Genomic DNA, 26,470 nt, shown 5'->3' with positions numbered 1-26,470 from the left:
CGGTTCCCTCAGGCTTCATGGGCGGGCCGGGTGCCCACCATCACTCTATCGCACTTAACTGCGTTCGAATGACACGCTCTTGACGACCGCGTAAACCGGCCGCCCGGGGGCCAGCGCCAGCCGATCGACCGATTTGGCGGTGAGTCGGGCCATCAGGACGGCGCCGTTGCAGTCCAGGCGGATATCGGCCTGCGCACGGGTCGTCGGGCTGATCGACGCGATCTTCCCGGCCAGCACGTTCAGCGCGCTGATGTCGACGGGCGGCTGCAGGCTCAGCATCACGTCGCGGGAGCGGATATAGGCACGGACCGGCGCGCCGACCGGCGCATTGAGGCGCGGCACCTGCAGTTCGCCCGCGGCACTTTCCAGAACCGAGAGGTGGAACGTCTCGTCGTGGCGGACGATCCTGGCGTCCAGCACGGCGCCGCCATCGGTGGCGTCGGCCATCGGCAGGATGTCCTGGACAGGCCCGACGGCCGTCACCGTGCCGTCGCTCATGATCACCACCGTGGTGGCGAGCCGCGCCACCTCGGCGACCGAGTGGCTGACATAGAGGATCGGCACGCCGGCTTCGTCGCGCAGCCGTTCGATGTAGGGCAGGATCTCGGCGCGCCGCGCTTCGTCGAGCGAGGCGAGGGGCTCGTCCATGAGGACCAGCCGCGGCCGCGCGAGCAGGGCCCGGCCGATGGCGACCCTCTGCTTCTCGCCGCCCGACAGCGATTCCGGATGACGCTCCAGCAGATGGCCGATGCCCAGCAGCTCGACCACCGAGCCGAGATCGGCTGCCGCGCCGCCGCTGCCGCGCGCGAACCAGCGCCCGTAGAGCAGGTTGCGCCGCACGCTGAGATGCGGGAACAGGCGGCTGTCCTGAAAGACATAGCCGATGCGCCTCTTGTGCGCGGGCACGAAAAGGCCGTGCTCGGTGTCGATGAGGGCCTGACCGTCGATGGCGATCCTGCCATGGTCCGGGCGGATCAGTCCGCCGACGATGCTGACCAGGCTGGTCTTGCCGGAGCCCGAGCGGCCGAACAGGGCCGTCAGTCCCGGCGCGGCCGTGAAGCGGGCCTGGAGCCTGAACTGGCCGCGCCTGTGATCGACGTCGACCTCGAGGCTCATGCCGTCTGCCGCCGTGCGCCGATGCGCTTGGCCAGAAGTTCGGACCCGAGCAGCGCCAGCATCGAGATGGCGATCGACACCAGGGTGAGCCGCATCGCGGCGGCGTCGCCGCCCGGCACCTGGGTCAGGGTGTAGATCAGGGCCGGCAGCGTCTGCGTTTCGCCGGGAATGTTGGAAACGAAGGTGATGGTGGCGCCGAACTCGCCCATCGACTTGGCGAAGGCCAGGATCGCGCCGGCAATGATGCCGGGCAGGCAAAGCGGCAGGGTGACGGTGGCGAAGACCCAGAGCGGGTTGGCGCCCAGGGTGCCCGCAGCCGCTTCGAGGCGCTGGTCGACGGCCTCGATGGACAGGCGAATGGCGCGCACCAGCAGCGGAAAGCCCATGACGGCGCAGGCCAGCGCCGCGCCGGTCCAGCGGAAGGAGAAGACGATGCCGAATTCCTCCGCCAGGAAACCGCCGATCGGGCCGCGCCGGCCGAACGACAGCAGCAGCAGGTAGCCGGTGACGACCGGCGGCAGGATGAGCGGCAGGTGGACCAGCGTGTCGAGAAGGCTCTTGCCCCAGAAGCGCTTGCGCGCCAGCAGCCAGGCAACGGCGATGCCGACCGGCAGGCTGCACAGCGTCGCCGTGGTGGCGATCAGGAGGCTCAGCCGTACGGCCGTCCATTCGTCCGGAGTCATGTCCTCTTCCGATCAGGAAGGCGATATAGTCCTTCGGATATAGCGCTGCGTCCAGAGCCCGGTCGCCGCAGCGAGTCCGCGGCGCAGCGCGACCAGCACGATCACCAGCAGGGAGACCGCCAGCACCTTCTGCGCCGGCCGCGGCACCAGCTCGGGATCGAGGTTGGCGGCCAGCACCCTCATCGGGTCGATCCCGTTCACCAGCCCGTACCACGACGCCTCGAAAACCGCCGTGATCGCCGTCGCTCCGATGGCGAGCAGGAGCAGGCCGGCGAAGCCCTTGCGCAGCGACGCGGGCAGCACGCGCCACAGCATCAGCCAGGCGAACAGTCCGGCGGCGAAGGCGGCCTCGCCGATCTTGACCTTGGACTGGATGAAGAAGTGCAGCAGGGCCAGCGCGACGGCCGGATAGACCAGCCAGTGCAGGCGCTTCCAGCCGCGCTTCAGCCGCTTCTGCCAGCCATTGGTCGAGGTGATCGCCAGCGCCACCAAGGCGAGGAGCGCCACGAAGCCGATGGTGAGATAGAAGCGCTTCACGATCTCCGTGGCGACGACGATCAGGTTCCATTTCTGGTCGAGCACGTAGATCAGGAGGTGGGCCACGGCATAGAGCGCGGCCGCCACGCCGACCCGTCGCCGGATATGGATCAGCGGCGACCAGTCGAAGACCGCGCGCGCCGGCGTCAGCGCCAGGGAGACCAGCAGGAACACAACGGCCCAGTCGCCGGTGATGTGCGTTGCGAGCGTCACGGCGCGCGGTTCGAGATCGCCGGTATACCAGCGCCAGACCAGATCCACGGCGGGCAGGCAGAGGGCGATCAGCGTCGCGAACCTCAGCCAGAAGATGATGCGTTGATTGGACACGCGGGGACCCTATGCGATTGCTCGATCAACAGCGGGTCAAAGATATGTCATCGCTGGTTGCCGAACAGGAAGCGCCAGGTGGCGATCGCGGGCGCCGCCTCGACTCCGAAGGGCCGCAGCCGCGACGTCGTGAACAGGGAGCGAGCGGCGGCCCCCACGGCGGCAGCGTCGGCGCCCTCGATCAGGGCGACCCATTCGGATTCGTCGGCGCGGGGATGATCCATGCTCTTGTCCTGCAGGGGAGCATGCATCACCTCGAGGTCGTTCTCGCCGACCGCCGCGCCCAGGACGCCCGGACGCGCGATCAGCTTCGGCAGGATCTCCGTGGACAGGAACTCGACGAGTGCCTTGCGACGGTGCGGGTCCGGCACGAAGCGCACCGTCGCCACCGCCGCGCCCACCCCGTGCGTCTGGTCGACCTGGATGCGAAGCGTCAGTCGGGTGAAGTGCGTGAAGCGCGCCATCACCCTCTGGCTCCACGGCGTCTGGTGGTCCAGCGTCTGGAGATAGTTCGGCGTGCCGAGGACGGCGACGCTGTCGCATTCGTAGACCGCAAGGTATCTCGGTGTCCCGCGCACAGCGGCGTAGCGTCGGCCACGATGGAACCCCGGCAGGTTCACGCGATCGTCGATATGCTCGCGATTGTACCACTCGTTGTAATCGCGCTCGTCGCGCGCCGATACGTCAGTGAACGTGAGCAGCATTCCCTTGCCGAGGAGGGACATCATAACTCCTGTCGTGGATGCTCCGGATGGCTGGGCAGCCTAGCATTTTGCGGCGCCGCAGTTACATCTTTCCGGACGTCTATCCCGCCGACCGTCGCTCCCTGGGCACCGGCTCGCGAAGGCTGAGAGGCATGTGCTCCCGCCCTCACTTGAGGTGGGCGTTCGTCGAAGGTGTCGAACCATTCCTCGTGAACGTCTCACGGTTTGCCGTCAGGAGCTCTGCGAGGTCTCATGTTGCTCGGATTCGAGGTTGCGGCTGGGTGTGAGCTGCACCAGCAGGAAGTAGAACGCCAGGGCCACCGCTCCCCACATCAGCCAGGTCGCGAGACCCGCTTTGGGCTTCAAGGTGGCGCCTCGCGCTGCGGTCGCCGGCGCGCCCTTCCTTGCCTTCTGGCCCTCCCGCTCGGACAGGATGGCCGCTTCCAGCAAGGCGCCGCGGGCCTCTTCTGTCTGCGGGATTTCGGCGACGGCGCCCTTGGGCAGCAACGCAACCAGGCGGGCCGCGATCTTTGTGGCCTCACTCGCCGCGAGCGTCCCGTCAGGCAGTCGAAGGATGGTGGCGGCCAAAGCCTCGGCCGCCGCGTCGCGCGGCAGGCCCGCGAGACGCGCCGCCTCCTGCCACGGATCGATGCCCAGCCGCGACAGGGCAGAGAGCACGGTGACCTCCGTGCCCGCCGCGTCCTGGCCCAGCGACCCGAAGAGAAAGCCGTTATAGGCCGAGTGGCCGAGGGAATATTCCGGACGCAGGGTCATCGGGCCTCCGGCTTGAGTTTGCCTGTTCGCGACCGTGAGGCACGGGCTAGAAGCCCATGCCTCCACCCATGCCCCCCATGCCGCCGCCCATTCCACCCATGCCGCCGCCGCCCATGCCGCCGGGGCCGCCAGCCTCGCCGGGCAGTTCGGCGATCATCGCCTCGGTGGTGACGAGCAGGCCGGCCACGGAGGCGGCCCCCTGCAACGCGGTGCGGACGATCTTCACCGGGTCGATGATGCCGGCCTTGATCATGTCGCCATACTCGCCTTTCTGGGCATCGAAGCCGAAGTTCGCGTCCTTCTGCTCGAGCATGTGGCCGGCGATCACCGCACCGTCATGCCCGGCATTCCGGGCGATCTGGCGCACCGGCGCCTGCAGCGCGCGGCGCACGATGTCGATGCCGGCCTGCTGGTCGGGATTGGCGCCGCGGCAGTCCTTCAGCGCGCGGGTGGCATAGAGCAAAGCGGCACCGCCGCCGGCGACCACGCCCTCCTCGACCGCCGCCTTGGTGGCGTGCATGGCGTCCTCGACGCGATCCTTCTTCTCCTTGACCGCGAACTCCGAGCCGCCGCCCACCTTGATGATGGCGACGCCTCCCGCGAGCTTGGCCAGCCGCTCCTGCAGCTTCTCGCGGTCGTAGTCGGACTCGACCTTGTCGATCTGGGCGCGGATCTGCGCCACGCGGGACGCGATGTCCTTCTTCTTGCCGGCGCCGTCGACGATGGTGGTGTTGTCCTTGTCGATATGAACGCGCTTGGCGGTGCCCAGCATCTCGAGAGTCACGCCCTCGAGCTTGGTGCCGAGATCCTCGGAGATCTCCTGCGCCGCCGTGAGGATCGCGATGTCGCCCAGCATGTCCTTGCGGCGATCGCCGAAGCCCGGCGCCTTGACGGCCGCGACCTTGAGGCCGCCGCGCAGCTTGTTCACCACCAGCGTGGCCAGCACCTCGGCGTCGATATCCTCGGCGAGGATCAACAGCGGCCGGCCCGATTGCGCCACCAGCTCGAGCAGCGGCAGCACGGTCGAAAGTCCGCTGAGCTTCTTGTCGTGGATCAGGATGTAGGGATTTTCGAGTTCGCAGCTCATCTTGGCGGCATTGGTCACGAAGTAGGGCGAGAGGTAACCACGGTCGAACTGCATGCCCTCGACGATCTCGAGCTCGGAATCGAGCGTCGTGGCCTCCTCGATGGTGATGACGCCGTCATTGCCGACCTTCTTCATGGCCTCGGCGATCATCTTGCCGATCGCCTTGTCGCCGTTCGCCGACACGGTGCCGACCTGGGCGATCTCCTCGCTGGTCGAGACCTTGCGGGCGCGACGCTTCAGTTCTTCGATCACCCGGTCGGCGGCGAGGTCGATGCCGCGCTTGAGGTCCATCGGGTTCATGCCGGCGGCGACTGATCTCAGGCCTTCCCGCGTGATCGCCTGGGCGAGCACGGTGGCGGTGGTGGTGCCATCGCCGGCATTGTCGGAGGTGCGGGTCGCGACCTCGCGGACGAGCTGGGCGCCCATGTTCTCGAAGCGATCGGAGAGATCGATCTCCTTGGCGACGGTGACGCCGTCCTTGGTGATGCGCGGCGCGCCGTAGGATTTGGCCAACACGACGTTGCGGCCCTTCGGCCCGAGCGTGACCTTCACGGAATCGGCCAGCATGTCGACCCCGCGCATCATGCGCGCGCGCGCGTCGCCGCCGAAGCGGACTTCCTTAGCAGACATGGCGTTTCGCCCCCGGGAGGTGTTCTGAATGGGTCGGTCTGAAGGCAGACCTGATCGAAGCCGCGGTGCGGCACCTGCTCACAAGATGGTGCCGAAGGAGGGCAATGGCGAGGATATTCTTCGACTTGCGATGCCGGGGTGGCTGCGGCGATGTTTCAAATCCTGTGCAACGTCGATTTCCGCCGTGCTTTGAGTGGGAATGACCGAAATTGATCCGGAGCTGGAGCGCCTCGAAAAGGCCGAGCAGGACGCTCAAGGGCGGTACTTGCGCCTCGAAAGCTTTCATGACGTGCAGGTTGTGGAAGCGGCGCGGGGGCTCTGGGCATCCGCACTGTGCGCCCTCGAAGACTATCGGGCGAAAAGTGGACCCGGCGGGATTCCATGAGGCCAGCCCACCATGCCTCTTTCGTTTGCTGCTTCCGGGGGACGCTTCGCCGGCAGAGGACAGCGATTTGCCCGGACTCAGCGGCCGTTTGGGCGTAGGGTCGACACCTGTCGCAGCGGCATACTGGACACCGCGACCGAGCCGGCTTTCGACCACATCCCCGCGCTGACCCTGGCGCATCCCAATACGGTAGGCCGCGGCTCGTGCCTCAAGCTCATCTCCCGGTCGCTTGACGAAGGTCCACTTGCTTAGCCTCAGGATTCACCACCGCACCACCTACCTCTACCACGCACCCGTCCAGCTGGGGCCGCACCGGATGATGCTGCGGCCGCGCGAGAGCAGGGAGCTGCGGCTGGTCTCGCACGAGGTCACGGTGACGCCGGCGGCCACCGTGACCTGGGCGCATGACGTGTTCGGCAATGCGGTGGCGACGGCGGGCTTCGAGGGGCTCACCGACCGGCTGGTGGTCGACAGCGAGGCGGTGCTCACGCTGGGCGTCGATCCATGGCCGGTGTTCGACATCGCCGCCGTCGCGACGCGCTATCCCTTCGCCTATACCGATGCCGACTGGCGTGACCTGGGGGCGCTGGTGGTGCCGCAATATGCTGATGCCGAGCGCAGGTTGCTGGCCTGGGCCAAGGAGTTCGTGCGCAGCGACCCCACGGACACGCTGTCTCTGCTGAAGGACCTCAGCTCCGGGGTTGCCCAGCAGATCCGCTATCAGAGCCGCGAGAGCGAAGGGACGCAGGCGCCGCTGGAGACCCTGGCGCGTGGGCTGGGCTCCTGCCGCGACCTCGCGGTGCTGTTCGTCGAGGCGGCACGCTGTCTGCGCTTCGGTGCGCGGCTCTGCTCCGGTTACCTGTTCAGGCCGGATCGGGCGACGGGGAATTACGAAGCCGACTCCACGCATGCCTGGGCCGAGGTCTATGTGCCGGGCGCCGGCTGGATCACCTTCGATCCGACCAACCGCAGCGTCGGCGGGGCCAACCTGATCCCGGTCGCGGTGGCGCGGGAGATCTGGCAGGTGACCCCGGTGTCGGGCTCCTTCATCGGCGCCAGCGACGCCTATCGCGGTCTCTGGGTCGATCTCAGCGTCGCACCTGTCTGACAGCGGCGTCGGGCGCGCCCGGGATCAGGAGCCCTTGCGCGCCTTCTCTCCGACGACGATGCGGATGGCGGCGTCGGTCGGGCTGGGTGTCTGCGGCCCGTTCAGGGTGCCGCGGAACCGGCCCCAGTTTGCCGGCCAGTCTCCCTTGCTTGCGTTGAAGCCGGCAGCGCCCAGCGCGTCCACGAGAGCGGCGGCGGCCTCGTGCGTCGCCGGATCGCTGCCATCCCGGACCAGCACGACGACGCCGAAAATGCCGGCCACGCCGCCCCACGTCCAGGTTTCGGGCAACCAACCGGCGAGGCCGAGATCGGCGGAAATCGTCGCACCGATGGCCGGGGCGTCTGAGATCTGGCCCAGCAGGAACAGGGCGGCCTTGGTCCCACTGTAGCGTTGCAGGCTCGCGACGAAGGGCGATGGCGGCGGTGGCGGGGCCGGCTCTGCCGGGGCTGGGGCCGTGACTTCCGTCGGCTTTTCAGTGCGCGGCTCTTCTGTCGCTTCGGGGGCCCGCATCGTGGCGTCCCTCACCAGCTTGCCGAGGTCGGCGAGACGCCGGCGGATCTCGGCGGCATCGAACAGCGGGTTGCGCGCGGCTTCGGGGGCGGGCGCACTCTCGCGCGGTGTCCGCGTCGCGCGCTCGGTCGCCTCGCGCGCGGCCTGCTCGAACGCGGCGGCCCGTTCGCGTGCCCTGTCGGCCTGCTGCGCGAGGGTCGCGGCCTGCTCCCGGGCCAGCGAGACCTCCTGTTCGAGCGTTGCCGCGCGGCCCTGCGCGGTGGCGATCTCCCCTTCGAGGGTGGCGAGCTTCTCGCGCGCCGCCGATGCTTCGCGCTCGTGCTGGGCGGCCTGGCTTTCCAGCCCCTTGTAGTGATCGAGCGCCGACTGTTCGTGAGCGCGCACGGCGCCGCCATAGCGGAACGACAGGAAGGTCGTAATGCCCAGCGCCGACACGGCCAGGATGGTGGCGACGAGGCTCACGATCATGGCCTTGTCCATGATCGACGCCCATCCCCGAAGCTGATCGATGTCCATGTTCACCGGCTTGTTGGAGCGCATGCCAAGCCCGTGCCCTCCCGGCACTCAATTCACAATCGGCAAATCGCCGCCGGGCGGTGAATTGCCGTGACAAATGGGAGGCGCAGCCCGCGCCTGCTATGCTCCGGGCTCATCGGGCGGACGCACGCGGCGTATGGCGTTGCCCTGCCGATCGGTAGCCGCCTGTCTAGGCGCGCCGGCCCTGGAGGACGACAGCCCGGCCTTCTTCCTTGAGCCGGACCGTATCCGCTGCGAGCTGTGTCCAACCGCGTCGCGCGCAATCCTTCGCGATCGCCTCGACTTCGAAGAAGCCGAGACGCATGCGTGACGCGACGGTATCGAGCATCCGCCAGGAGCCGGCCGACATGCCGGACGTTTCTTCCGCGAGAGCGGCGCAGAAGGCGCGTGCACGGTTGTCCGGAACGGAAGGCGTAGACATTGGCGACTCCTGGGCGTCTCGCGACTGCTGCGAATTTGCGGCGCCCGATGCGTTCGGCTTCGTGGCGCGCTGCTGCTTCATCCTATGTCAGATCGGCGAGACCGCCGTCGACACTCTTCATCGCGATATCCACATCACTTGTCGTCGTCGATGTCGCGGCCCGCCTGTGGGAGCCGGACAGGATCATGCGATTCTCAGCTTGGTCACGTTTGGCGCGCAGCGGACCCTTGTTTCTAAAGGCATTGTTTAGTCCCGCCGCAGCTGCCGTCTGGTCTATGCTTCGGGTTCTTCGGGAGGAACAAGAACATGAAAATCGCCAGGATCGAGGATCTGCATTGCGACGCCGGTTGGCGCGACTTCTCCTTTCTCAAGATCATGACCGATGACGGGCTGGTCGGCTGGTCCGAATACAATGAAGGCTATGGCAGCGCCGGCCTCACGGCCGTCATCCGGCGCATGGCGCAGGGGCTGATCGGCCAGGATCCGCGCCCCGTCGAGCGCATCATGTCGACGCTCTATGCGATCACCCGCCAGGCGCCGGGCGGCATCAACCAGCAGGCGATGGCCGCGATCGAGAACGCGCTGATCGACGTCAAGGCCAAGGCGCTGGGCATCCCCGTCTGCGAGCTGTTCGGCGGGCCGGTGCGCGATCGCCTGCCGCTCTACTGGTCGCATTGCGGCAGCTACCGGTTCCGCAATGCCGAGGTCATGGGTGTCGAGCCGGTGCGCTCGCTCGACGATCTGGTGAAGCTCGGCCGGTATGTGAAGGAGCGTGGCTTCCGAGCCCTGAAGACCAACATCTTCCGCTTCGATCTCGATCCGCCGAACATGTACCAGCCGGGTTTCGGCAGGAGCCCCGGCGGGCCCGAACTCAATGCCGACGGCGCCGTGCTCGGCGCGATCTCCGATGGTCTCGCGGCCTTCCGGCAAGGCGCCGGCCATGAGATGGGCATCCTTCTCGACACCAACTTCAACTTCAAGACCGAGGGTTACATCAAGGTCGCGCGCGCCTGCGAGCCCTACAATCTCTTCTGGATGGAGATCGATTCCTACGATCCCGAGGGGCTGCGCCTGATCCGCGACCGCGCCTCGATGCCCATCGCCTCCTGCGAATCGCTGTTCGGCCGCCGCCAGTTCCGGCCCTACTTCGAGAACCGTTCGATCGACGTGTCGATCATCGACGTGCCGTGGAACGGGCTCGCGGAGTCGCTGAAGATCGCGTCGATGGCCGAGGCCTACGAGATCAACTGCGCACCGCATAATTTCTACGGCCACATGTCGACCCTGATGAGCGCGCATCTGTGCGCCGCCATGCCGAACTTCCGCATCATGGAAATCGATATCGACGACGTGCCGTGGAAGGACGATGTGGTGACTCACCCGCCGGTGATCCAGAATGGCGAACTGATCGTGCCCACCCGGCCCGGCTGGGGTGCCGACATCAACGAGGAGGCGGTCAAGGCGCATCCGCCGAAGAACCCGCATCCCTGAGAGGACTGAAGACATGGTCTACGAGTTTCGCACCTACACGCTGGCGCCCGGCAAGATGCCGGAATATCTCAAGGCCGCCGAGACGATCGGCCGTCCGGCGCGCGGCAACAATTACGGCGTCAACCACGGCTACTGGACGTCGGAGTTCGGCGCCCTGAACCAGATCTGGCATCTGTGGAAGTACGACAGCTTCGAAGAGCGTACGCGCCTGCGCACCGAGCTGCAGAAGAACAAGGACTGGACCGAGAAGTACCTGCCGATCGTGCGGACCTGCGTCGTCCGCCAGGACCTGCGCCTGATGAACCCCGTGGTCGACATCAGGCCGGACGACGGCACGACCGGCAACATCTACGAGCTGCGCATCTATCGCTGCGGCCTGGGCGGCGCGGTGCAGTACGGCAAGGACTTCAAGGAAGTCCAGGCGGCGCGCGAGAAGTACTCGCCGATCTGGGGCGCCTGGACCGGCGAGTTCCCGCAGCCCAACGAGTGGATCCATCTCTGGCGCTACAAGAACCTGCAGGAGCGCTTCGAGGCCCGCGCCGCGGCCATGAAGGATCCGGCGTGGCAGGCCTATCTCGCCAAGGGCCCGGCCAAGCTGCAGGAGATGCACTCCACCCTGTTGCTGCCGACCAACTATTCGCCGCTGAAATAGAACAAGCGACACAAACGAGACGGCCGAAACGAACACCCCCGGGGAGCGATTCCCGGGGGTGGTGGCTTGGAAATTGCGAGGACCGGCGCATGGATACGTTCGACGACAGTCTTGCCTTCGTGAAGTTCGGCGTCGGCCAGCCGGTGACGCGCAAGGAGGATCCGATCCTCCTGCGCGGCCAGGGCCGCTACACCGACGACATCAATCTTCCGGGCCAGGCCCATGCGGTGATGGTGCGCAGCCGCAACGCGCACGGAATGCTGAAGGGCATCGACACGTCCGAGGCCAAGGGCATGCCCGGCGTGCTCCTGATCCTGACCGCCGCCGATCTCGACGAGGCCGGTTTCGGGCCGCTGATGTGCCCGCTCAACATCCCGCAGCGGGACGGCACGCCGATGAAGACGCCGCCGCGCTGGTCGCTGGCCAAGGACAAGGTGCGCTTCGTGGGCGAAGTCGTGGCCGTCGTCGTGGCGGAAACGGCGGTCCAGGCGAAGGATGCGGCGGAAGCGGTGATGCTCGACATCGAGGAGCTGCCGGCCGTGACCAGCCCCGAAGCCGCACTGGCCGAAGGCGCGCCGCAGATCCATGCCGAAGCGCCGGGCAACCTCGTGCTCGATTTCCATTTCGGCAATGCCGAGGCCGTCGCCAAGGGCTTCGCCGAGGCCGCGCACGTGACGACACTCAAGATCGATTCCCAGCGCATCGTGGTCAATGCCATGGAGCCGCGCTCGGCCATCGGCTCCTACGACACGGCCAAGGACCGCTGGGTGCTGAACGTCGGCTGCCAGGGCGTGTTCGGCCTGCGCGGCGGCCTCGCCAAGGACGTGCTCAAGGTCACGCCCGACAAGCTCCATGTCCTGACCGGCAATGTCGGCGGTTCGTTCGGCATGAAGGCGCCGCCCTATCCGGAATATGCGCCGCTGCTGCTCGCGGCAAAGACGCTCGGCCGGCCGGTGAAGTGGACCGACGAGCGATCCGAGAGCTTCCTGTCGGATCATCATGGTCGAGACCACGAACGCGTCGCCGAGCTGGCGCTCGACAAGGACGGCAAATTCCTCGCGGTGCGGCTCACCGGCTACGGCAATGCCGGCGCCTACATCTATCCGCCGATGCCGGCCACGACGAATGCGGTGAAGAACCTGATCGACGTCTACCGGACGCCGGCGATGGAGGTGAATTCCAAGATCGTCTTCACCAACTGCACGCCGATCGCCGCCTATCGCGGCGCCGGCCGCCCCGAGGGCAACTATTTCATGGAGCGCCTGATCGATACGGCGGCGCGCGAGATGGGCATCGACGGCATCGAGCTGCGGCGACGCAATCACATCGCGCCGGAGCAGATGCCGTACAAGTCGCCGGCCAACAATCTCTACGATTCGGGTGAGTTCCGCGCCATCCTCGACGAGACGTTGCAGATCTCGGACTGGGAGGGCTTCGCGGCCCGCAAGGCGGAGAGTGCGAAGCGCGGCAAGCTGCGCGGCCGTGGCGTCGGCAGCTATCTCGAAGTGACGGCGCCGGCCGGCAAGGAGCATGGCGGTATCCGCTTCGAGCCCGATGGCGACGTCACCATGCTGAGTGGCACGCTCGATTACGGTCAGGGCCATGCCTCGGCCTTTGCGCAGGTCCTGACCGGCCTGCTGGGCATTCCCTTCGAGCGCTTCAAGCTGCTGCAGGGCGACAGCGACCAGCTCAAGGCGGGTGGCGGCACCGGCGGTTCGCGCTCGGCGCTGGTGGGGGCGGAAGCCTTTCTCGAAGCCAGCCGCAAGGTGATCGACCAGGGCAAGCAGATCGCCGCGCATGTGCTCGAAGCGTCGGTGGCCGACATGGAATTCGACAAGGGGCGCTTCAAGATCGCCGGCACGGATCGCAGCATCGGCATCCTCGAGCTGGCGCAGAAGCTGCGCGACGGGCTCGCCCTGCCGGAAGACGTGCCGCAGACGCTCGACGTGGCGCATGTTTCCGACACGCCACCCTCGTCGTTCCCCAACGGCTGCCATGTCTGCGAGGTCGAGATCGATCCGGACACCGGCACGATCGAGCTGGTGCGCTATTTCATGGTCAACGACTTCGGCACGGTCATCAATCCGCTGCTGGTCGAGGGCCAGGCGCATGGCGGAGTCGTGCAGGGGCTCGGCCAGGCGATCATGGAGCGCACCGTCTATGACGAGCAGGGCCAGCTGCTGACCGGCTCCTTCACCGACTATGCCCTGCCGCGGGCCCAGGATGCGCCGAGCTTCACCATCCAGAGCCATCCCGTGCCGGCCAAGACCAACACGCTGGGCGTGAAAGGCTGCGGCGAAGCGGGCTGTGCGGGCGCGCTACCGTCGATCATGAACGCGATCGTCGATGCGCTGGGTGGCAAGCACATCGACATGCCGGCCACGCCGGAGAAGGTCTGGCGGGCGCTGAACGCGGTTTAGAGACGAAGCCGCTCAACGGAGCGCGCCACTCCAGTGGCGCTCAAGCTTCGTCGATAAGCAAGGAGGAGCGCCACTTCAGAGCGGAGGTTACTCCGCTCGCAGTGGCGCGCTCCAATGAGGCGTTCAGGCCTTCTCGATCTCGATCGTCTTCTTGACGGCGGGGCGCTCCAGCATGCGGGCATGGTGGGCCTCCAGCGCGGGGAACTCGCCCGGCTGGCGCTCGAGCTGATCGCGGAAGCGCCAATAGACGCGGAACAGGTGGATGTCGGCGATCGAATAGCGATCGCCCAGGATCCACGTCCGGTCGCCCAGTCGCTTGTCGGCCACGGCATAGAGCTCGCGCGCTTCCGCGACGCCCTGCCGGATCGCCGGATGGATGGTCGAGGCGACGTAGGACATCCACGAGATCGCCTGGGCTTCGGCCTCGATGTCGCCCGCCGGCAGCAGGCCGGCCGCCGGATAGGTGCGCGCGAGGTAGTAGAGGATGCCGGCCACTTCGGTGAGCGGGCGACCGTCGATCATCAGCACCGGCACCTTGCCCGCCGGATTGACGGCAAGGAATTCGGCGGTGCGCGTTTCCTTGCGCGGCACCGACACCGCATGCTTGTCGAACGAAGCGCCGACTTCGTGGAGGGCGATGTGGGCTGCCATGGAGCTGGAGCCGGGCGAGTAATACAGGGTGAGCATGGCCAACCGTACCACGCCTGTCATCGCGGTCGAAGGTTGGTTATCCTGCCGGCATGATCACGCTTCTGTTGTCGTCCCACGCGCAGCGTATCTGGGGCGAGCGCATCGCGGCCGCCGTTCCGCCGGGCACGCTGTCTTTCCTGACCGCCGAGGAGGCGCTGGCGGCCGAGGGTCCCAGCGCTGCCGACATCGCCTTCATGACCCGAGAGGTCACGGGCAAATCCAGCCCGACCCATCCGACTCCCGAGCTGCAGGGCTTCGACACGGTGGTGCGAAAGTCCCCGAACCTGAAATGGCTGCAGATCCATCCGGCCGGCGCCGAGCGCCCGATCTATCGCGAGCTGCGGGCGCGGGGCGTGAAGGTGACGACCGCCTCGGGCGCCACGGCGGTCACCGTGGCGCACAGCACGCTGGGGGCCGTGATCGCGATCAACCGGCGTTTCCCGCTGCTCGCGGACGCGCAGCGCCGCCATGCCTGGGAGCCGCGCCTGGCCGAGCGCTCACCGCGCGACCTGGCGGGGCAATGCGCCGTCATCGTCGGCATGGGGCCGATCGGCCGCAACATCGCCTCGCTGCTCGCGATGCTGGGGATACGCACGATCGGCGTGCGCCGGACGGCCGAGCCCGTGGAGCCGTGCGAGAAGGTCGTCGCCTATGAGCAGTTGCACGAAGTGCTGCCGCAGGCCGACTGGCTGATCCTGTGCTGCCCGGCCTCGCCGGTGACGCGCGGCATCGCCAATGCGGCGGCCTTTGCCGCGATGCCCGAAGGCGCCCATCTGATCAACGTCGCGCGTGGCGAGATCGCGGTGGAGACAGACGTCATTGCCGCCTTGCAGAGCGGCAGGCTGGCCGGCGCCTATCTCGACGTGTTCGAGCGCGAGCCGCTCGATGCGGCCTCGCCGTTGTGGGGTCTGCCCAACGTGCTTGTGTCGCCGCACACCGCCAGCCATTCGCTGGGTCAGAACGAGGCGATCTTCGGCATCTTCCTCGACAACCTGGCGCGCTTTCGCGCCGGTCAGGCGCTGCGCAACGACGTCGACAATCTCGGCTGAAGCGCCTGCTCCACGGCGCGGCGGTCGAGGCGCGCCCGCAGGCCGATCACCACCAGCCTGCCCGGTTTCGCGCCGGCAGGGGCCGCATCGATTTCGAAGCGCCGGCCGACGACGTGCAGCGCGACCCCGTTCAGGATGCCCTTTGCGCGCAGCACGCCCGTGCCGGGTGCGCTGAGGCGCCGGCCGAGGTCGCTGACGTCGATGTCTTCAGGGACGTCCACTTCGAGCGATTCGTAGAGCGAAGCCGCGTCAGGGGCGCCGGGCGTGGCGAGTGTCGCGGACAAACGGGGCAGGGCGCCGTCGCGTAATCCCAGCAGCAGGTCGGGCGCGATATCGGCCCGGATCGCCGCCAGAATCTGAGCCGACGGACTCTGCAGGGCCAGCCAGGCGAGGGTCTGCTGAAGCGAGGCGTCGTCGACGAGATCGCAGCGATTGGCGACGACGAGATCGGCGGCGCTGAGCTGTCGTGTGATCGTGTCGCCGAGATAGGCGTCTTCGGCCATCGTCCGGACCGTCTCGACATCGACCATCACGACGATGCCGTCGATGCGATAGGGCGCCAGGAGCGTGACGGCGCTGGCCACCATGCCGGGCAGGGCGACACCGCTGGTTTCGAGCACCACGCGCTCGACGTCCGGCCGCTGGACGGGGAGCGTCATCAGCGTGTCCATGAGATCGGAGCCATAGCTGCAGCACACGCAGCCGCCGGAGATTTCCAGCGTGTCGCCGTTCGACGACACGATGAGGTCGCGGTCGATCGGCGTCGCACCGAAATCGTTGACCAGGACGGCAAGCTTCTGGCCGTCGGCGGCGCGCAGCAGGCGGTTGACCAGGGTCGTCTTGCCGGTGCCGAGATAGCCGCCGATCACCGTGACCGGCAGCCGCGCCCCGCTCACGGCCCTTTCCTCACGCCCCGCCCCTCACACCCCATTTGCGGGGAAGGAGCGACCGCCCTGGACCGTGCCCCAGATGCGCACGTCCTTCAGCTTCTCCGGCGCGATTTCCAGCGGATCGTCCTCGAGCACCGCGAAATCGGCGCGCTTGCCGCACTCGATGGAGCCGACCTCACCGTCGAGTTTCAAGGTCCAGGCGGCGCCCAGGGTGATCGTGCGTAGCGCATCGGCCACCGAGATACGCTCGCTGGTGCCCAGCACGCGGCCGCTGGCGGTGAGACGGTTGACGGCGCCCCAGGCGGTGAAGAGCGGGCCGAGCGGCGTCACCGGCGCGTCGGAATGAATGGCGAGCGGCACGCCGCTGGCCAGCGCCGTCGCGCAGGCGTTCATGCGCATGGCGCGTTCCGGGCCGACCGTCGTCTCGTAATGCTGGTCACCCCAGTAGAAGTGGTGATTGGGGAACAGGTTGGCGCACATGCCGAGACGCGCCATGCGGCGGAACTGGGCGGCATCGGCCAGCTGGCAGTGCTGCAGGGTGAAGCGGTGGTCGCGGGCCGGCTGGTCGAGCAGCGCGCCTTCGAGACAGTCGAGCGCCATCTCGGTTGCCTGGTCGCCGTTGGTATGGCTGTGCACCAGCACGCCCTTCCCGAGCGCCAGTTTGTAGAGGCCGGCGATCGCCTCTGGCGGCGTGTACCACAGGCCGTTCGGTGCGCCGTTATAGTAGCCCGGCCAGCGCAGCCGCGCCGAGAAGCCCTGGATCGAACCGTCGACGAACAGCTTGATGGCGCCCAGCCGGAGCCGGTCGGTCGACCTGGCCTTGAGCTTCACGGCGATGTCGACTGCCTGCTCGGGCGTCAGCGCCTGGAAGCGGCGGAACGACACGATGCGCACCGGGAAGCCCGCTTCGCCGGTGACGCGGGCCATCATCGACACGGCATCGTCCGGCAGCAGGTTCGCGAGATCGGTCGCGGTGGTGACACCCTGGCGCACGCAGAGCTTGCCGAAGCGGCGCAAGCCGTTCTCGTCGTTGGCCAGCGCTTCGCGGTCGAAGCCGATATGGGCGCCGACGATGGTCATCGCCTCGGGGCCCTTCAGCTCACCGGTCGGCAGGCCGTCGGGCCCAAGCGGAATGCCCGGATGATTGACGCCCGGCCGCAGCAGGCCGGCCAGCTCCAGCGCGCGAGTGTTCACGTTGAAGATGTGGCCGCTCGCATGCATCACGCCGACCGCGCGCGTGGTCGAGACGCGATCGAAGTCGGCGCGCTCGACGCGGCGGTCGCCGTAGTAGATCGGATCCAGTCCCCAGCCGGCCAGAGATTCCGTGGGCGAGCCCAACTGGCGTTCGGCTTCCTGCAGGCGTGCCACCACGTCCTCGATGGACTCGGCGCCAGGCCATACCTTGCCCTCGGGATCCATGCGGTCGAAGCGACCGAGATAGGTGTAGCGCCAGAACGTGCCTTCGGCGGCGTGGCTGTGACCCTCGACGAAGCCCGGCATCAGCACCTTGTCGGCGAAGCGGTCGTCGAGCGTGTAGGTGCCCCAGCCGGCAAGCTCCTCCAGCGGGCCGACGCCCAGGATGCGGCCCTCGCGAACGGCCACATGCGTGGCCTCGGGACGGGCGGGGTTCATGGTGAGGATGCGGCGGGCGCGGAAGATCGTGATCGGGCTCGGTGTCATGCACCGGACAGTAGCGGTCACGCGGCGCGAGGCCAATCGGTAGTGAGAAAAGCGACGGCGATATCAAACGATACCGCCGTCGGTCGCCTTATCTGACCATGTTCCGCGGCACGTCGCGGAACGGCTTGGTGGTGTCGATGCTCGGCTCCTTGGGCATCTTGAGGACGCGCTCGGAGATGATGTTGCGCTGGATCTCGTCGGTGCCGCCGGCGATCGACGTCGCCGGGACCGAGACCAGGATTTCCGCGATCACGCCGTTCATCGGACTGTCGGAGCCCGACAGCAGCGCGTCGGCGCCGGAGAGCTGCGTGTGCACGCGCGCCGCGGCGCGGGCGACGTGGCTCGAGACCAGCTTGCCGAGCGAGCCCTCGGGACCCTGCGGCTTGCCCTGCTGGGCGGCCGCACGCGCCCGGCGGGCCGTCCATTCGGCGGCCTTGGACATGACCAGCACGCGGGCGATCTCCTGGCGCACCACCGGATCGTCGATGAGGCCAGTCTCCTGGGCGCGCTGCAGGATCAGATCGACCCGGCCCGCGCGCTGCGGATACCACTTGTAGGGCTCCATCGTGGTCGCGATCTCGGCCCGCTCCTCGTCGTAGGCGCGGCCCTTGCGGTCCGAACCCATCGCCCAGCTGCGCAGTCCGTCGGCGCCGCGACGCTCATGCATCAGGGTCGTCGTCGTCACGGCCCAGCCGTCGCCTACGTTGGCGACCAGGAATTCCGGTTCGACCACGGCGTCGGTGAGGAACACCTGGTTGAACGAGGCATGGCCGTTCATCTGCTTCAGCGGCTGCACGTTCACGCCGGGCTGGTGCATGTCGATGATGAAGTAGGAGAGGCCCTTGTGCTTGGTCTGGTCCCAGTCGGTCCGGGCCAGCAGCAGGCCCCAGTGCGCGTGATGGGCCGAGGTCGTCCAGACCTTCTGGCCGTTCACGATCCACTTGTTGCCCTTCATCTCGGCGCGGGTGACGGCGCCCGCCACGTCGGAGCCGGAGCCCGGCTCGCTGAACAGCTGGCACCACGTATCCTCGCCGGTCAGGATGCGGCGCAGGTACTTCTCCTTATGGAGGTCGGTGCCGTGCGCCAGGATGGTGGCGGCGGCCAGGGTGCGGATGCCCGCCTTGGCGACGCCGATCGCGCCGATGCGGGCGAATTCCTCGTCGACCACGGGCACGAGGCCGGCCGGCAGGTCGCGGCCATACCATTCCTTCGGCCAGCCCGGGACGCCCCAGCCGGAATCGGCCAGCTTGTTGCGCCATTCGACGAGGCCCAGCTCGGGGTTCCAGTTGGCTTCCAGCCAGGCGCGGACTTCGGCGCGGACGGAGTCTTCGGTGAGTTCGCTCATCTTCCTGCTCCTCAGGCGGCCCAGTGCTGCATCATCTGCTCGCGGTGGTGATGGGCATCGCCCAGCAGCACCTCCGAACTCTTGGCGCGCTTGAACCAGAGATGGGTGTCGTTGTCCCAGGTGAAGCCGATGCCGCCATGGATCTGGATGGCATGAACGGCAGTCTGCAGGGCGGCCTCACTGGCCGCGGCCTTGGCGATCGACGCGACGGCTACGATGTCCTCGTCGCCTTCGTCGAGCGCCGCGGCCGCGTAATAGGCGGCCGACTTCGCCAGTTCGACGTCCACCAGCATGTCGGCATGCTTGTGCTTCATCGACTGGAAGGAGGCGATCGGCCGGCCGAACTGCATGCGCATCTGGGCATAGGCCAGCGCGTCCTCGCGCAGCCGCTCGGAAACGCCGGCCATCTCGTTGGCGAGACACACCGATGCTTCGACCAGGGTGCGGGCGAACGGCGCCGCCGCGGCTCCGGCGTCGCCCAGCAGCGTCGCCTCGACGCCCTTGAAGTCGAGCCGCGCCAGCTTGCGCGTCGGATCCATCACCTTGAGGTTCCGCCGCTCCAGCCCCTTGGCATCGCCCTTGACGGTGAACAGCGAGAGGCCCTCATCGCCCGAACTGCCGGCGGTGCGCGCCAGCACGACGATGAGATCGGCGGTGTGGCCGTCCAGCACGTAGCTCTTGTGACCGTCGAGCTTCCAGGTGCTTCCGGTTTGCGTGGCCGTCATCCGGGTGGCGGCGCCCTCCCAATGGGCGGGGTCCTCGACCCAGGCCAGCGTGGCGATCGTGTCGCCCGCGGCGATGCCCGGGAGCAGGGCCTGCTTCTGGTCTTCGGTGCCGGCGTTCAGGATTGCGCCGGTGGCGAGAACGGCCGTCGAGAAGAACGGCGCGCAGAGCAGCGCCCGGCCCATCTCTTCCAGCACGATGCCGAGTTCGCCGAAGCCGAAGCCCTGTCCGCCATAGGCCTCGGGGATACGCACCGCGGTCAGGCCGAGTTCGGTATTGAGCTTGCGCCAGGCGGCGGGCTCGAAGCCGGCATCGGTTTCCATCAGGCGCCGCACCTCCTTGGTGGGCGAGCGCTCGCCGAGAAACCGCCGCAGGCTGGTCCTGAATTCTTCCTGCTCGCCGGAGAAACTGAACTTCATCGAAAATCCTCCCAGCGCCGATTTTAGGCACTGGGAGGGATGACCGGAAGCTCCCGCCACGCGTCGGGAACTGCAGGGCGAGACGCCGCCGATGCAGCCGCGCTCAGGCGTGCAGCAGGTCGATGTGGACCGACGACGGATCTTGTGCGCCCGTCGCCACGAAGCCGAAGCTCGTCTCGCCGTCGTGGGCGATGGTTCCGTTGTACGAGGCGTTGCCGACGACGTATCCGCTCGAATCGTGCGACACGATGACGGCATTCCAGATGTCGGTGATCTGGTTGCTGGTCTCGATCTTGACCTGCCAGCCGTTGACCGCGTCCGCACCGTCGTTCTCGAGCGTCACGCTGCCGTTAAAGCCGCCCGACCAGGAATTGACGATCGCGAAGACGGCATCGACGTCGTCCGAACCCGGCGTCGAGGTCGGGGGCGGAGTCGGAGTCACTGCCGTATCATCGTCGACGATGGTGGCGGTGCCGGTGGCGCGCGAGATGGTGGCGCCCACCGCATTGGTCAGCACGACACCGAAATGTTCGTTGCCTTCGACCAGTCTGTCGGGCGTGATCTCGATCGTGATCGTCTTGCTCTGCTCGCCGACCGCGAAGGTGACGTGGCCGTTGCTGGCGATGAAGTCCGCCGCCCCCGCCTCGCCATAGACGGTCTGGTAGTCGACGGTCACTTCGTGCGTCGCGGCCTCCGAGAGGGTCAGCACGAAACTCGCCGTCGGACCGCTCGGCGTCCCGCCGTCGCCCGGCGCATCCTCGTGGAACTGGTATTCGATGGGCGTCAGGTAGCCCATCTTGGTCTGGTTCACGCCGGTCCAGTTGTCGGTCAGGATGCCGCCGGTATCGCCGGAGTTGGGATTCCACGACCAGAAGGTCCAGCTCGGCCCCTTCTGACCGGGCGCCAGGTCGGATGTGCCGTCATTGTTGAAGTCGCCGCCCAGATAGGAGGTGATCGCGTCCAGCCACGGCGCATCCTTCGGGTCGACCAGCTTGGTGCCGAATTCGCCGATCCACACCGGTGCGATGCCTTCCTTGTAGATGTAGCCCCACATCTGATCGAACTTGGCGGGCAGGTTCGCGGGGAAGTCGGCGCCCTGAAACCACGGCTGCTTGTAGACCGAGTTGGGATAATCGTGCGCCGAATAGACCAGCTTGTCGTCGAGCGCGAGGTCGATCGGCCGGTCGCGCACGCCCATCAGGTTGCCGCCCCACCAGTAGCTCTCGCCTTTGTACGTTCCGACGCCCTCGACGAAGATCAGCCAGTTGGCATTGACCGTGCCGATGGCATTTCCCGCGGTTTCGGCCGCCAGCGCCCAGTCCTTGGCGCCGCCGCCGCCCCAGGTGCCGTTATACGGCTCGTTGTGCAGGTCCGCGCCGATGACGGTGGGGTCGTCGGCATAGCGCGCCGCCAGCATCTTCCAGTCGGCGACCCAGGCTGCCTGCGTGTACTGGCTGTCGTACCAGAGGCCGTTATCCGACGTGCCAGCGCCTGAGTTGCTGCGATGATGGTCGAGGATGATCTTCAGGCCGAGCTCGCCGGCATAATCGACGATCTTATCCATGATTTGCAGCGCCGACAGACCCTTGAGGTCGGGATTCTTGTTGAAGTCGATGCCGTTGGGCGCCGCGCCGGTGTGCAGCATCTCGCTGGAGAAGGGCAGGCGGATGGTGTTGAAACCCAGATCGACCATCTGGTCCATCATGTCCTTGTAGCCGCGCGTCCACAGCCCATGCGGCGCGAGCGTCGAGGACTCGAAGCCGAACCAGTTCACGCCGGCGATCTGCACCGTGTGGCCAGCCGAATCGACGATCTGGTTGCCCGAGGTGCTGAGCCAGCCGGGCGCCGCGCCGCCGCCGGGATTGCCCTCGATGACCGACGCATCGGAGATGCCGAGTGTCGGCAACCCAGGCGAAGCCACGTCGTCGTTGACGATCGTGCCGATGCCGGTCGCGTCGGCGATGGTGGCGCCGCTGGCGCTCGAGAGAACGAGGCTGAAGCTTTCGTCGGCCTCGACGATCGCATCGCCGATCGTGGCGATCTGGATCGTCTTCTGCGTTTCGCCGGCGGCGAAGGTGAGCGTGCCGGACTGGGCAACGTAGTCGCTGCCGGCCACGGCTGTGCCGTCGGCCGTGGCGAACCGCACGGTCACCGGGCCTGTGGCAGCGGAGGACAAGCTTACGGTGAAGGTCGAGTGTCCGGACACCGCTGCGCTGCCCTCGGCCGACGAAGCGTCGTTGACCGACAGCGAAGGCAAGGGCACCGTGTCGTCGTTGACGACGGTGCCGATGGCCACGCCGTCATTGATCGTGGCGCCGGTCGGCGACGACAAAGTGAGTCTCAGGGTCTCATTGGCCTCGACCACCGTGTCGCCCTTCACCTGGACATTGACGACCTTCGAGGTTTCGCCGACGGCAAAGGTCAGTGTGCCCGTCTGGGCGATGTAATCCTGGCCCGACTTGGCCGAGACGTCGCTGGTGGCGTAGGCGACCGTGACCGGTCCGGAAGCCGCGGCGGACAGCGTGACGGTGAAGGTCAGGTTGCTGGTACCGTTGTTTCCTTCCGTCACCGTGGCGTCGGCAACTGAAATCCGTGCATCGTCGTTCACGATCGTGCCGGTCGCGGCACCGTTGGCGATCGTGGCACCGGTCGCGGAGGTGAGGTTTATCTTCAGCGTCTCGTTGTTTTCGATCGCCGTGTCGCCATTGACTGTGACGCTGACCGTCTTCTGCGTCTCGCCGGCTGCGAAGGTGAGCGTGCCGGATTTGGCGACATAGTCCTGGCCGGCCGTCGCGGTGCCATTGGCGGTCGCGAAGTCGACCTTCACCGGTCCGGTGGCGGCCTTGGAGAGGCTGACCGTGAAGACCATCTGTTTGGTGCCGCTGTTACCTTCGACGATCGACGCGTCGCCGACCGAGAGCGTCGGCAGGACCGGCGCCGGCACGCTGCCGTCGCCGTTCAGCGACAGGCCGGTCGCCGCCGTGCCGCCGGTCGCACCAGGGGTCGCCTGGAAGCCGAAGGTGATGTTGCCGCCGGGTGAGACGTTCGCATTGTACGAGGCGTTGCGCAGGACGTAGTGCGTGCCGACATGGCTGACGATCTCGGCACCCCAGATGTTCGTGATGGCGAAGCCGGCGTCGAACTCGACCGTCCAGCCATGGGTCCCCGACGTGCCGCCGTCGACCGTCATGTTGCCGATGAAGCCCGAGCCCCAATTGTCCTTGATCGCGTACTTCACCGTCGCCATTGCCTACCTCCGCTCGGTTGCCTGGATGCAAGGTTGCCATCGACTCTCGGGCCGTAAATCCGCAGTCGCGGCCCTAGTCGGTGAACGCGGCAGGAAACTCGGCGAACGGCGCTGACCCGCGTCGGGAAGGGTGGCGCTTGCCTCGCTTCGCCAAATGCCCAATCTTCCGCCAGACTTCCGCTGCGCCCTCCGGAGTTCACGCTTTTGTCCGCTTTCCTGCTTGCCCGGTGGAACGGCCTGCCCCTGTTCTGGCAGGCCCAGCTTGCGGGATGGGGACTCTTCGCGATCGTCAACGTCATGGCGCAGCGCGTAGCCTTCCATAGCTACGGCGTCGCCTTCGCCCGCACGGGGCTCATCCTTCTTTGCCTCGTCGCGATCTCGACCGCGATGCACAGCGTCTACGTCTCGCGACGCTTCAAGGCCCGTGTGTCGCTCGGGGGCATGGCGCTGATCGGCCTGCTTTCGCTTCTCGGCGCGCTGGTGACGGCAACCGCGATCGTGGTCGCTCACGAGGCCCTTCCCTGGCTCGTGACGCCCGACCGGCGCGGGACCGAGGAATTCCTCATCCCGCTCGTGCATTATTTCTTCGTCCTGGCGGGATGGAGCCTCGCCTATTTCTGGCTGCGCGCCGAACTGGCGGAGCAGGCCGAGCATCGCAAGGCGATGCGGGCGCAGGCCGAGACCCTGCGGGCCGAACTCGAGCAGCTGCGACTTCAACTCGACCCGCACTTTCTCTTCAATGCCCTGAACGGGGTCGCCGAGGAGATCCCCGAGCATCCGGCAGCGGCTCTCGAGATGCTGCGCAATCTCACCGCCTACCTGCGTCATTCGCTCGACGGAATCGATCACACGGTCGTAACGGTTTCGAACGAGGTTGCCGGCTTGATGGCCTATCTCGGCGTCCAGAGGGCGCGCTTCGGCAACCGCCTGCACACGCGTCTCGACGTGATGCCCGAGGCCGCGTCGTGGCGCATCGCGAGCTTCCTGCTGCAGCCACTGGTGGAGAATGCCGTGAAGCACGGTCGGCGCGACGATGGCCTCGACCTCCGCGTCGACATCCGCCTTGCCGGCGATACGCTCCATGTCGAGATCCAGAATAACGGCATCCTCGACACGACGCGGCGCTCGCCACGCCGCCGGCGCCCCGGCATCGGGGTGGAAAATGTGCGCCGTCGTCTCGCGCTTCACTATCCGGACCGGCATGCCTTCAGCTTAACCGAGATCGGCGAGCATGCCGGGGACAAGAGAGTGATCGCGACGCTCGAACTCAGGGGCGAGCCGTGCGGGTCCTGATCGTCGACGACGAGCCGCTCGCGCGCAGCGCCCTGCGGCGGCTGCTGGCGGCCCATCCCGAGGTGGAGATCGTCGGTGAGGCCGACAGTACCGATGCCGCGCGCGGTCAGGTCGCGAGCACGCAGCCCGACCTCGTGCTCCTCGACATCGAGCTGGGCGGCGGCCGGGACGGCTTCGACCTTCTCGACTCGCTGGAACGGCCGCCCATCGTGGTCTTCGTGACGGCCTATGCCGAGCACGCGGTCGATGCCTTCGCGGTCGAAGCCGTCGATTTCCTGCTCAAACCGGTGGAGCCGGCGCGCCTGGAGCGGGCGCTGGTGCGCGCGGCGCGGCAGATCGCCCTGCAGGCGGTGCCGCCGGCCGCCGGGACGATCGAACTCAGGACGCCCCGCCGGACCCTGCTCGTCGCGCCGACGGAGATCGTGGCACTCTGTGCCGACGGCGACTTCGTGCGCGTGTTCGTGGCCGGGCAGCCGCCGGTGATGATCCTGCGGACGCTGGCGCATTTCGAAGAGGTGCTGCCGTCCGGCTCGTTCGTGCGATTGGGCCGGTCGGTGATGATCAATCGCGACCGCTTGCGCCGCGTCGACGCGCCGACACGATCGACCAGCCGCCTCGTCCTCGAGGGCATGACCGACCCGCTCGTCATCGGTCGCGCCGCGACCGCCCGCTTGCGCGAGGTGCTGGCGGAAAAAGGCTAACCGTCCGGGTCGATCTGGCACCGAAGCTGCAAGTCTCTCGCCGCAAACATCGCGGGAGGGACCCTATGAAGGCCGTCGTCATCCATGCCACCGGAGGCCCCGAGCAACTCGTGCTGGCCGATCTGCCCGATCCTGTGCCCGGCGCGGGCGAGGTCCTGCTCGACGTCGCCTATGCCGGCTGCAACTGGGCCGACACGCAGGTTCGCGTGGGCATCTACCCGCACCCCATGACCTATCCGATGGTGCTGGGTTTCGAGGTCTCGGGGACGGTGGCCGCGCTAGGCCCCGGCGTGACGGGCGTCGAGGTGGGCGATCGCGTCGCGACCTTCCCCGAGAAGGGCGGCGCCTATGCCGAGAAGTGCGTCGCGTCGGCGAAGGGCCTGATCAAGCTGCCGGAGGCCGTCGGCCTCGACGTGGGCGCGGCCTTTCCCATCCAGGCGCTGACCGCCTGGCACATGATGTGGACGATCCATGGCGGCATCGGGCCCGGCGATACCGTGCTGGTCAATGCGATCGGCGGCGGCGTCGGGCTGATGTGCACCCAGCTCGCGGTCCATGCCGGCGCGCGCGTGATCGGCACGACCGGCACGCCGGGCAAGGAGGCCAGGGCGCTGGCCTATGGCGCCTCGCGGGTCGTCGTGACCTCTCAGGAGGATTTCGAGCGCGCGGTGCTCGATTTCACCGGCGGCAAGGGTGTCGATCTCGCCATCGATTCCTATGGTGCCACCATGCTCGACCGCACGTTCGGCGTCGTGAAGATGCTGGGTCATATCATCAGCATCGGCGAGGCCGAGGGGCAGCCGTTCAAGAACATCCGCGAGCGCATCCTGCCGCGCTCCCAGACCTTCACCCGCCTGCATCTCGGCCATATCGACCAGTCGTCGGCCGAGTGGCGGGAGGGGGTCGAGCAGGTGCTGGCTGGCCTCGTCGAAGGTTGGCTCAAGGTGCCCATCGAGGGTGTGTTTCCGCTGGCCGAGGCGGCGGAGATGCACCGTCGCCTCGAGGGTCGGGGTGTCGCCGGCAAGCTGCTGTTGAAGGCCACCGGCTGACC

The 26,470-nt window shown here is 67.4% G+C and carries 23 protein-coding genes; 9 read left to right on the top strand and 14 right to left on the bottom strand.

What is annotated here, in order from left to right; all coding sequences use genetic code 11:
• Nucleotides 1-54 precede the first annotated feature (54 nt).
• The 6 genes from modC to groL form a co-directional block, all read right to left on the bottom strand.
• Entirely contained in the window at nucleotides 55-1,116 is a 1,062-nt protein-coding gene (gene modC, locus ACT6UX_RS01100) for a molybdenum ABC transporter ATP-binding protein (RefSeq protein WP_444773289.1), read from the bottom strand.
• Nucleotides 1,113-1,799, bottom strand: coding sequence for a molybdate ABC transporter permease subunit (gene modB / locus ACT6UX_RS01095; RefSeq protein WP_444773288.1), 687 nt, complete (start codon nucleotides 1,797-1,799; stop codon nucleotides 1,113-1,115). The genes modC and modB overlap by 4 nt, the downstream gene beginning before the upstream one ends.
• Nucleotides 1,800-1,811: 12 nt before the next feature.
• Nucleotides 1,812-2,663 carry a sulfite oxidase heme-binding subunit YedZ gene (locus ACT6UX_RS01090; RefSeq protein WP_444773287.1) on the bottom strand — a complete coding sequence of 284 codons (852 nt, stop codon included), beginning with the start codon at nucleotides 2,661-2,663 and terminating at the stop codon, nucleotides 1,812-1,814.
• Nucleotides 2,664-2,710: 47 nt separating this feature from the next.
• Complete coding sequence (locus ACT6UX_RS01085) at nucleotides 2,711-3,388, bottom strand: hypothetical protein (RefSeq protein WP_444773286.1); 678 nt, start codon at nucleotides 3,386-3,388, stop codon at nucleotides 2,711-2,713.
• A gap of 210 nt (nucleotides 3,389-3,598) precedes the next feature.
• A complete protein-coding gene (locus ACT6UX_RS01080) occupies nucleotides 3,599-4,141 on the bottom strand; it encodes a hypothetical protein (protein ID WP_444773285.1) in 543 nt (180 codons plus the stop codon).
• Nucleotides 4,142-4,187: 46 nt separating this feature from the next.
• Nucleotides 4,188-5,858, bottom strand: coding sequence for a chaperonin GroEL (gene groL, locus ACT6UX_RS01075; RefSeq protein WP_444773284.1), 1,671 nt, complete (start codon nucleotides 5,856-5,858; stop codon nucleotides 4,188-4,190).
• Between the two features lie 199 nt (nucleotides 5,859-6,057).
• On the opposite strand from groL, the gene ACT6UX_RS01070 reads away from it, so the two are divergent.
• Both ACT6UX_RS01070 and ACT6UX_RS01065 read left to right on the top strand, forming a co-directional pair.
• The gene (locus tag ACT6UX_RS01070) at nucleotides 6,058-6,243 is read left to right on the top strand and encodes a hypothetical protein (protein ID WP_444773283.1); all 186 of its coding nucleotides are present in this window, start codon (nucleotides 6,058-6,060) and stop codon (nucleotides 6,241-6,243) included.
• A 244-nt stretch (nucleotides 6,244-6,487) separates the two neighbouring features.
• Nucleotides 6,488-7,351: a transglutaminase family protein gene (locus ACT6UX_RS01065; RefSeq protein ID WP_444773282.1), complete on the top strand. Its 864-nt coding sequence runs from the start codon at nucleotides 6,488-6,490 to the stop codon at nucleotides 7,349-7,351.
• Nucleotides 7,352-7,375: 24 nt separating this feature from the next.
• On the opposite strand, the gene ACT6UX_RS01060 is transcribed toward ACT6UX_RS01065, so the two are convergent.
• The gene (locus tag ACT6UX_RS01060) at nucleotides 7,376-8,401 is read right to left on the bottom strand and encodes a hypothetical protein (RefSeq protein WP_444773281.1); all 1,026 of its coding nucleotides are present in this window, start codon (nucleotides 8,399-8,401) and stop codon (nucleotides 7,376-7,378) included.
• A 166-nt stretch (nucleotides 8,402-8,567) separates the two neighbouring features.
• Nucleotides 8,568-8,819, bottom strand: a complete 252-nt coding sequence (locus ACT6UX_RS01055; RefSeq protein ID WP_444773280.1) for a hypothetical protein — start codon at nucleotides 8,817-8,819, stop codon at nucleotides 8,568-8,570.
• Nucleotides 8,820-9,125: 306 nt separating this feature from the next.
• On the opposite strand from ACT6UX_RS01055, the gene ACT6UX_RS01050 reads away from it, so the two are divergent.
• The 3 genes from ACT6UX_RS01050 (at nucleotide 9,126) to ACT6UX_RS01040 (ending at nucleotide 13,382) form a co-directional block, all read left to right on the top strand.
• Entirely contained in the window at nucleotides 9,126-10,310 is a 1,185-nt protein-coding gene (locus tag ACT6UX_RS01050; protein WP_444773279.1) for a mandelate racemase/muconate lactonizing enzyme family protein, read from the top strand.
• Nucleotides 10,311-10,323: 13 nt separating this feature from the next.
• Nucleotides 10,324-10,962 carry an NIPSNAP family protein gene (locus ACT6UX_RS01045; protein ID WP_422009822.1) on the top strand — a complete coding sequence of 213 codons (639 nt, stop codon included), beginning with the start codon at nucleotides 10,324-10,326 and terminating at the stop codon, nucleotides 10,960-10,962.
• An 89-nt stretch (nucleotides 10,963-11,051) separates the two neighbouring features.
• Nucleotides 11,052-13,382, top strand: a complete 2,331-nt coding sequence (locus tag ACT6UX_RS01040; protein ID WP_444773278.1) for a xanthine dehydrogenase family protein molybdopterin-binding subunit — start codon at nucleotides 11,052-11,054, stop codon at nucleotides 13,380-13,382.
• 123 nt (nucleotides 13,383-13,505) lie between these two features.
• Here ACT6UX_RS01040 and ACT6UX_RS01035 read toward each other — a convergent pair whose 3' ends face one another.
• The gene (locus ACT6UX_RS01035) at nucleotides 13,506-14,069 is read right to left on the bottom strand and encodes a glutathione S-transferase family protein (RefSeq protein WP_444773277.1); all 564 of its coding nucleotides are present in this window, start codon (nucleotides 14,067-14,069) and stop codon (nucleotides 13,506-13,508) included.
• Nucleotides 14,070-14,122: 53 nt separating this feature from the next.
• Here ACT6UX_RS01035 and ACT6UX_RS01030 point away from each other — a divergent pair, with 53 nt between their 5' ends.
• Nucleotides 14,123-15,121: a D-2-hydroxyacid dehydrogenase gene (locus ACT6UX_RS01030; protein WP_444773276.1), complete on the top strand. Its 999-nt coding sequence runs from the start codon at nucleotides 14,123-14,125 to the stop codon at nucleotides 15,119-15,121.
• Here ACT6UX_RS01030 and ACT6UX_RS01025 read toward each other — a convergent pair.
• The 5 genes from ACT6UX_RS01025 to ACT6UX_RS01005 form a co-directional block, all read right to left on the bottom strand.
• Entirely contained in the window at nucleotides 15,085-16,017 is a 933-nt protein-coding gene (locus ACT6UX_RS01025; protein ID WP_444773275.1) for a CobW family GTP-binding protein, read from the bottom strand. The two genes, ACT6UX_RS01030 and ACT6UX_RS01025, sit on opposite strands and share 37 nt — an antisense overlap.
• A gap of 24 nt (nucleotides 16,018-16,041) precedes the next feature.
• Nucleotides 16,042-17,691: an amidohydrolase gene (locus ACT6UX_RS01020; RefSeq protein ID WP_444773274.1), complete on the bottom strand. Its 1,650-nt coding sequence runs from the start codon at nucleotides 17,689-17,691 to the stop codon at nucleotides 16,042-16,044.
• Nucleotides 17,692-17,779: 88 nt separating this feature from the next.
• The gene (locus ACT6UX_RS01015; RefSeq protein WP_444773273.1) at nucleotides 17,780-19,036 is read right to left on the bottom strand and encodes an acyl-CoA dehydrogenase family protein; all 1,257 of its coding nucleotides are present in this window, start codon (nucleotides 19,034-19,036) and stop codon (nucleotides 17,780-17,782) included.
• Between the two features lie 11 nt (nucleotides 19,037-19,047).
• Complete coding sequence (locus tag ACT6UX_RS01010; protein WP_444773272.1) at nucleotides 19,048-20,178, bottom strand: acyl-CoA dehydrogenase family protein; 1,131 nt, start codon at nucleotides 20,176-20,178, stop codon at nucleotides 19,048-19,050.
• A gap of 103 nt (nucleotides 20,179-20,281) precedes the next feature.
• The gene (locus tag ACT6UX_RS01005; RefSeq protein ID WP_444773271.1) at nucleotides 20,282-23,425 is read right to left on the bottom strand and encodes a Calx-beta domain-containing protein; all 3,144 of its coding nucleotides are present in this window, start codon (nucleotides 23,423-23,425) and stop codon (nucleotides 20,282-20,284) included.
• A gap of 204 nt (nucleotides 23,426-23,629) precedes the next feature.
• Between ACT6UX_RS01005 and ACT6UX_RS01000 the strand changes: the two genes are divergently transcribed.
• From ACT6UX_RS01000 to ACT6UX_RS00990, 3 genes are all read left to right on the top strand, one after another.
• A complete protein-coding gene (locus ACT6UX_RS01000) occupies nucleotides 23,630-24,718 on the top strand; it encodes a sensor histidine kinase (RefSeq protein ID WP_444773270.1) in 1,089 nt (362 codons plus the stop codon).
• The gene (locus ACT6UX_RS00995) at nucleotides 24,706-25,419 is read left to right on the top strand and encodes a LytR/AlgR family response regulator transcription factor (protein ID WP_444773269.1); all 714 of its coding nucleotides are present in this window, start codon (nucleotides 24,706-24,708) and stop codon (nucleotides 25,417-25,419) included. The genes ACT6UX_RS01000 and ACT6UX_RS00995 overlap by 13 nt, the downstream gene beginning before the upstream one ends.
• 65 nt (nucleotides 25,420-25,484) lie before the next feature.
• The gene (locus ACT6UX_RS00990; RefSeq protein WP_444773268.1) at nucleotides 25,485-26,468 is read left to right on the top strand and encodes a quinone oxidoreductase family protein; all 984 of its coding nucleotides are present in this window, start codon (nucleotides 25,485-25,487) and stop codon (nucleotides 26,466-26,468) included.
• Nucleotides 26,469-26,470 lie beyond the last annotated feature (2 nt).

It is taken from the genome of Reyranella sp., assembly GCF_052439685.1.
Taxonomy (GTDB): Bacteria; Pseudomonadota; Alphaproteobacteria; order Reyranellales; family Reyranellaceae; genus Reyranella.
The sequence above is the reverse complement of the archived record's forward strand: the minus strand, read 5'-3'. Positions and strand labels throughout refer to the sequence as shown.